Source organism: Bradyrhizobium sp. 147, assembly GCF_023073935.1.
Classification (GTDB): Bacteria; Pseudomonadota; Alphaproteobacteria; order Rhizobiales; family Xanthobacteraceae; genus Bradyrhizobium.
On sequence record NZ_JADPKL010000050.1, the window covers coordinates 1 to 5981 of the forward strand.

3 protein-coding genes and 1 pseudogene are annotated in these 5981 nt (G+C 57.5%); 2 read left to right on the forward strand and 2 right to left on the reverse strand.

Annotation, left to right across the window (positions count from 1 at the left end):
• Positions 1 to 14 precede the first annotated feature (14 nt).
• Positions 15 to 494, reverse strand: a complete 480-nt coding sequence (locus IVA87_RS11605) for a hypothetical protein (RefSeq protein WP_247333601.1) — start codon at positions 492 to 494, stop codon at positions 15 to 17.
• Positions 495 to 742: 248 nt separating this feature from the next.
• Positions 743 to 1693: pseudogene (locus tag IVA87_RS11610) on the reverse strand (IS481 family transposase).
• A 466-nt stretch (positions 1694 to 2159) separates the two neighbouring features.
• Between IVA87_RS11610 and IVA87_RS11615 the strand changes: the two are divergent.
• On the forward strand, positions 2160 to 3494 hold the full coding sequence (locus IVA87_RS11615; protein ID WP_247333602.1) for an MmgE/PrpD family protein: 1335 nt from the start codon (positions 2160 to 2162) through the stop codon (positions 3492 to 3494).
• A gap of 209 nt (positions 3495 to 3703) precedes the next feature.
• Entirely contained in the window at positions 3704 to 5002 is a 1299-nt protein-coding gene (locus IVA87_RS11620) for an LLM class flavin-dependent oxidoreductase (protein WP_247333603.1), read from the forward strand.
• The last annotated feature ends 979 nt before the right edge of the window (positions 5003 to 5981 follow it).

The window sequence follows — 5981 nt, forward strand, 5'->3', positions numbered from 1 at the left end:
CGCCCAGCGCGATGTCAGTGAGGCGTGACAGCCCGCGCCACACGACGGTATTGCCAGGCGGCGGATCGCTGGCGCGGGCGAGATAACCGCCGAGCCGGGCGATCTTGATCAGATAGTGCGAGGAGCGTTTTTCTTGCTTTTGGTTTGTCGTTGACGAGGCGATCGAGCACGCCGATTTCAGTCGCAGTCAACGCGAGGGTTGGTGGCGCGTCTGGGGCGGAACGGTTGAGCATCGTCATCCAGAAGACCCGCCAACTCAGGATGCAAAAGAGCGAGATCAGATTGGTCAGACGCTGGGCAGTCCTGAGCTTCGACTCCTCAGCTTTGCAGCCCGATTTGAGGATTTTGTGGAACACCTCGATCTTCCATCTCAAAGCATACCACTCGAGCTTCTCAATGACGTCGGTGCGGGAACCAACGGGCAGGTCGGTGATCAGCTTCCAATCGATCTTCTTTCTGTTTTTCGGCGTCCCGCGCTCTTCGGCATGGATCACCGTCAGGGTCAGAGCGGGATAGCGCTTCTGCTTTCCGATCGGCGGTAGGACGCGAATCTTGCGATACCTAACCTCAAGAACGGCCTAGTCGGGATCGCCATTGCTATCTCTGACTTCGATGCGATGCCGCAGTAGGCGGAGTGTTCCCCAGATCGCCTGCGAGAGGTGGGCGTGTTGTTCCCCGAAGGGATGATGCAGATTGAGCCGACACCATTCGATCACACAAGCCAGCGCGCGAGTGTAACGGTCTAGGTGTTTAGTCCCGGCATTTGCTGGAGCGGATTGAGTTTGAATCGTTCTGGCTGGGAAGTCCGGCATTCGCAGGTGTATTCGTAGGGTGTGAGGCCCTTCAGGGTCTTCAGCCGCCAAGCGTAATTGTAGGCGGTGATGAAGTCGGCAAGGTGAGCTTCGAGCTGATCGTGTCGATCGTAATGGTAGCGTTGGACGGTCGCTTCCTTGATCGTGCGGTTCATGCGCTCGACCTGGCCATAGGTCTAGGGATGCTTGATCTTGGTCAGCCGATGTTCGATGCCATTTTCCTGGCATCGCATGTCGAACATATGCGTCACGTATCTTGCCGTCGGACCGTGGGCATTGCGCGGCGAGAAGGTGAACTGGATCCCATTGTCGGTGAGCACCGGATCTTGTGGGGGCCGGCCGCGATCAGAGCTTCGAGGAAGGCCGAGGCTGAGGTCCTTCCGGTCTTCTTGACCAGTTGCACGAAGGCGAACTTGCTGGTGCGATCGATGGCAACATAGAGGTAGAGCTTGCCTTCAGCGGTCTGGAGCTCAGCGGTATCGAAGTGGAAATAGCCGATCGGGCGTTGAACTTCTTCTTCGCAGGCCGATTGCCCTCAACCTCCGGCAATCGGCTGATGCCGTGGCGCTGGAGGCAGCGATGCAGGGATGACCGCGTCAGATGCGGGATGGTCGGCTGCAGCGCATAGAGGCAATCGTCGAGCGGCAGCAGCGTATGCCGTCGGAAAGCGACGATGATCGTCTCCTCCTCGATGGAAAGGATCGACTTGGCCTCCTTAGGGCCAGTCGAACGATCGGCGACGGTGTCGCGCTGCTTCCACTTCGCGACAGTCTTCTGGTTGATCCCGTAGTGCCTGGCGAGTGCTCTCAGGCTCTCCTGACTATTTTGTATTGTTCGACTGCCTCCGTCGTGGTGGCGCAGCCGTGTAGAACTTGTCCCATAGCGCATCCTTCGAATCGTGCGACAAGAATGCACCATCAAATCTTGGGACTAAACGCCTAGCCGTTATCTGTCGTACGACATTCCTACCCTTCCTCGACTGCCCCCTGCGAGCGAGGAAAATTCGACCACTTTTGCCTACACTCCTTGGGCCCGAACAGACCATTAGCACACTCGACCACATCTCTGGTGGGGGGGCCGGATGGAATGTGGTGACCAGTACTACCAACTACGTCGCGAGCAGCTACGAACGTTAACGTGGCAGTGAGAGGTGCGTATCGCACGATTCCTCACAGTGTGCTTACAGCACCGCATGCACGCCACTCTGCACGAGCAACGCCTGCAACAAAGTGCGAAACGCGCAGAATTTCTGCAAGACGTTCCCCCATTTTCGCTAATTTGAGTTTCGTTCTCTCTTACATTCTTGACGTCTTCAGGTGCCCGAAGACCATCTAGCCGGAGGAACTTATGCGGCCTGGGAAGTCAGATCGGACCACCTCTTTCGCCGAAGCACTACAGACCATCGCGACGACAGAATTGGCTCCGGACGCCATACGAGCTGCGAAGGAACGCCTCCTTGATATGTTGGGCGTCACGCTGGATGGATTGGACCAGCCGTCTTCGGTCGTCGCTTTTCGCTCAGTTGGTCCATGTGCCGGTCCGTGTACCGTGATCGGTCGCAATACAACGGCTGCCGCGGCAGATGCAGCGTTTGTGAACGCTGTCACGAGCCATACTACCGGTCAGGAGGATTGTGGAGGTGGAGTTCACCCGGGAACGTTCGTAGTTCCGGTGTCGCTTGCGCTAGGCGAGCAATATGGACGCTCGGGTAAAGACGTATTGAGCGCGATCGTCGTCGGCTACGAGGCGGCGCAACGGATGCATACGGCCGCAGCTGCGGCGTTGTATTCGAACAAGTTTCGCGCAGTCCCTACGATTGGACTTTTTGGCGCCGCTGCTTCCGCGTCAATCTTATCTGGCCTTAATACTGAACAGCTTGCCAACGCACTCAACTTTGCAGCGAACATGGCCGGCGGGTTACTAGAGAGCTTCGCTGATGGCACGATGGAGCTGCACGTCCAGGCCGGCCTTGCAGCGCGCGGCGGGATTACTGCGGCGGCGCTTGCTCGAGGAGGTGGTAAAACGACGCCTCGCACACTCGATGGACCATATGGTTTCTTCAGTACGTTCGGGCACGGCCGCTCTTGCGACCCAGATGCTTTGACAATAAAAACGAGGGAACTCGGAATTCTTAGCGCCTGGTCCAAGCCGTTCCCCGCTTGCAAAGGCAATCTAGACACCATGCTCATAATCCGTTCGCTTCAACCTGTTGGTTTTGCGCCCTCGGAGATCGAGCGTGTCGTCCTGTCACGGAGACATAATGATTACGACGCGCCTGGAATGTTGGCCGATCCCCCTTACAGCAACATGGTCCAGGCGATGATCTCGGCGAAGTTCACGAGCGTTGCTGCCCTACTGGGGAAACCCATCACCGACTGGCGATACTTTAAAGAGTCATGCAGAGATCCCGACGTTGAGGAAGTCGCCGCGAAGACGTCGTTGCTCGTTGCTGAGAACGACGTAGAGGAAGTTACTGTTGAAGTGGTCTTGAAAGGTGGTGCCACAGTCACGATGCGTTCTTCAGACATGGCGGACGTCAGTTGGGAAACAGACGTGAGAGCTAAGTTCGAGAGGCTCGCAGCTCCAAGACTTCATGGCGCCACTCGAAACGTGCTCGATCTCGTCGCCAACCTGGAGTCTGCGCCTGATATTGGTAGGCTTATGAAGCTCGTGCGAGCATAGCGCCATCAATGGAGGAGTCACAGCACGAGCGAAAATGGTTATGAACTGGGGTGATGTGGAGCGATCGCGGGAGTTTGCGCAGAAGCTGGAGCGTAACGGTATCAGCGTGGGGAGCTCCTCGGCTCGCTCAATCTTCGTCCACTTAACGCACATGGTTCAATTCAAGACACAGGGCGGCAGGTGATTTGATGGCTCGATCTCCGAGACAGATGGTGCTTAACTTGTTCTTGTCTGCTGGCGGCTATAGCGTCGGTGGGTGGCGGCGGGAGAGAAGCCGGTCGAATGAATTGACCTCTCTTTCGCTCTATCGTGACCTCGCGCGGTTAGCCGAGCAGGCGAAATTTGACGCGATATTCGTGCCGGACTCTGTGCGGTGGGATCCGGAGCGCACCGAGCCGCGGCCGGTTGAGCTCGAGCCGATTACGCTGCTGTCAGCACTTGCTGGCGTCACAGAGAAGATTGGCCTGATCGGCACAGTTTCCATATCGTTTACCGAGCCGGCCAACGTAGTACGCTATTTCACGTCGCTGGACCATCTCAGCGATGGGCGTGCTGCCTGGAACATCGTGGTCTCAAGCGCCGGGGATGGGAACTACAGCGTCAAGCTTCCGCCACGCGATGACCGTTACGCCATGGCTGACGAGTATCTCAGGGTGGTCACTGCGCTTTGGGACAGCTGGGAGGACGATGCTGTCGTCAATGATCGTAAGGCCGGGATCTGGCTTAGGCCGGATCGCGTTCATCGCATAGATCATCAAGGGAAGTACTTCAGCGTCGAAGGGCCGGCGCTCATTCAACGCGGACCGCAAGGCTGGCCGGTACTCGTTCAAGCTGGATCATCACCGGCCGGGGTCGATTTCGCAGCACGCTGGGCAGAACTCGTGTATACCGCCCAACCGGATCTGGAGCACGCCCGTATCTTCTACCAGACTATTAAACGTAAGGCTGCAGAGGCAGGACGCGATCCTAGCCATATCAAGGTGCTGCCTGGGCTCCTACCCATCATCGGCGAGACCGAAGAAGCTGCCAACGCACTTGCAGGCGAACTTGCCGACCTGATGCCGGTCGAAGCTTATATACCGGCGTTGCGTTCCGTCTTTGAAGGGGTCGACGTGACCGGCCTCGATCTCAACCAACCGATTCCGCTGGACCGAATCCCGCCCCTAGAACAGATCCGAATGGTCAGTCGGTTCGAGCTGTTCCGCCAGCTTGCCGTCGATAAGCGTTACTCGCTCCGAGATCTCCTACGTGTGGCCGCTAGATCGTATGGACACCCCTCGCAAGTCGGGACGGCGGCGCAGGTAGCGGATGAGATGGAGCGGTGGTTTTCCGCTGGTGCATGTGACGGCTTCAACCTGCAGATGGCTTATGCGCCAGGCGGGCTGCAAACTATTTGTGACCAGCTCGTTCCCGAACTCGTGCGCCGCGGTCTTTTTCACCGTGAGTACGAAGGCAACACATTTCGCGACCGCCTAGGGCTTCCACGGCCACGAGCGGGCTCCCGATAATGCTAGCCATTGGCGCGGAGCCGCCAATCCACATACTCGAAACGAAGACGAGATAGCGATGAGAGAAAAACTTGTCAGCGCAAGCCACTCGTCGTTGGCTTTATCGCGAGCATGCCGGGGCTTCGACCGCATAGGAGCACGTGCACAATCGCGCAGACTGTCACGAGCCCGGCTGATCCCGTACCTCTCATCGATCAGCCCGGCTGGACTTCGACTGCTAGAGCGACTGATAGGAGTGAAGATAACCGGGCCTTGAGAACTGCCTTGCGCCCACTCGGCTAGACTACACAAAATCCGCGACTTGGCGGCAAATCACAGTGACCGGAGCGCGTTCTTCGGTCCCACCTGCGGTGAGAGCTGGTGGTTGGTAGCTACTGCAGGTTAGGCTTGCGCCAGCACCAAACTGCGCTCTTGCTCTCCCTACGGTCGAGCTCCGTTCGGCTCACCATTCCGGGTGCTGAATGGGCCGTGGTGGTTGTAATGGCGGAGCCAATCCCCGATCAGGACACGCGCTTTGGTCAGCCAAGAGAACACCCGACCAAGAGCAGCTCGTCACGTGTAAAAGGATCAATCGAAGCATTCATCTCAGGCGTCCTCTCCAGAGCTATCGATGTTACAATGGAGCAGTGGCGCGACAGAAGCCGCGGCACGAAACGACTGCGTCACCTCACCGGCGGCCTGTTTAGAAAGATGTCCAATGATTCATATGCGCGGTCAAAAAATGGAACCCACAGAGCGGCACCACGACAACGAGTCCGATATGAAGTGGAGTAAGATTGGATACAGGACCAATGGTGTGACTGAGATCCGCGCCGGCCATAAGCGGAATAGCCGCGACTCCCCGAGGTCCGCTCGCCGTGTATCGATCGAGAAATGCCTTTAAAGCGTGATGGCATTAGGTTCGATAGCCTGAATTTTTGAGGTAATTGGCGCATTCCTCTGAGGTGAAGGCATCGAGTGCGCGGCCGATTGCGGCGCA

Bases quoted from the DNA above. Each gene is read 5' to 3' on its own strand.
- IVA87_RS11615 (WP_247333602.1), top strand. From the start codon at position 2,160: ATGCGGCCTGGGAAGTCAGATCGGACCACCTCTTTCGCCGAAGCACTA.
- IVA87_RS11620 (WP_247333603.1), top strand. From the start codon at position 3,704: ATGGTGCTTAACTTGTTCTTGTCTGCTGGCGGCTATAGCGTCGGTGGG.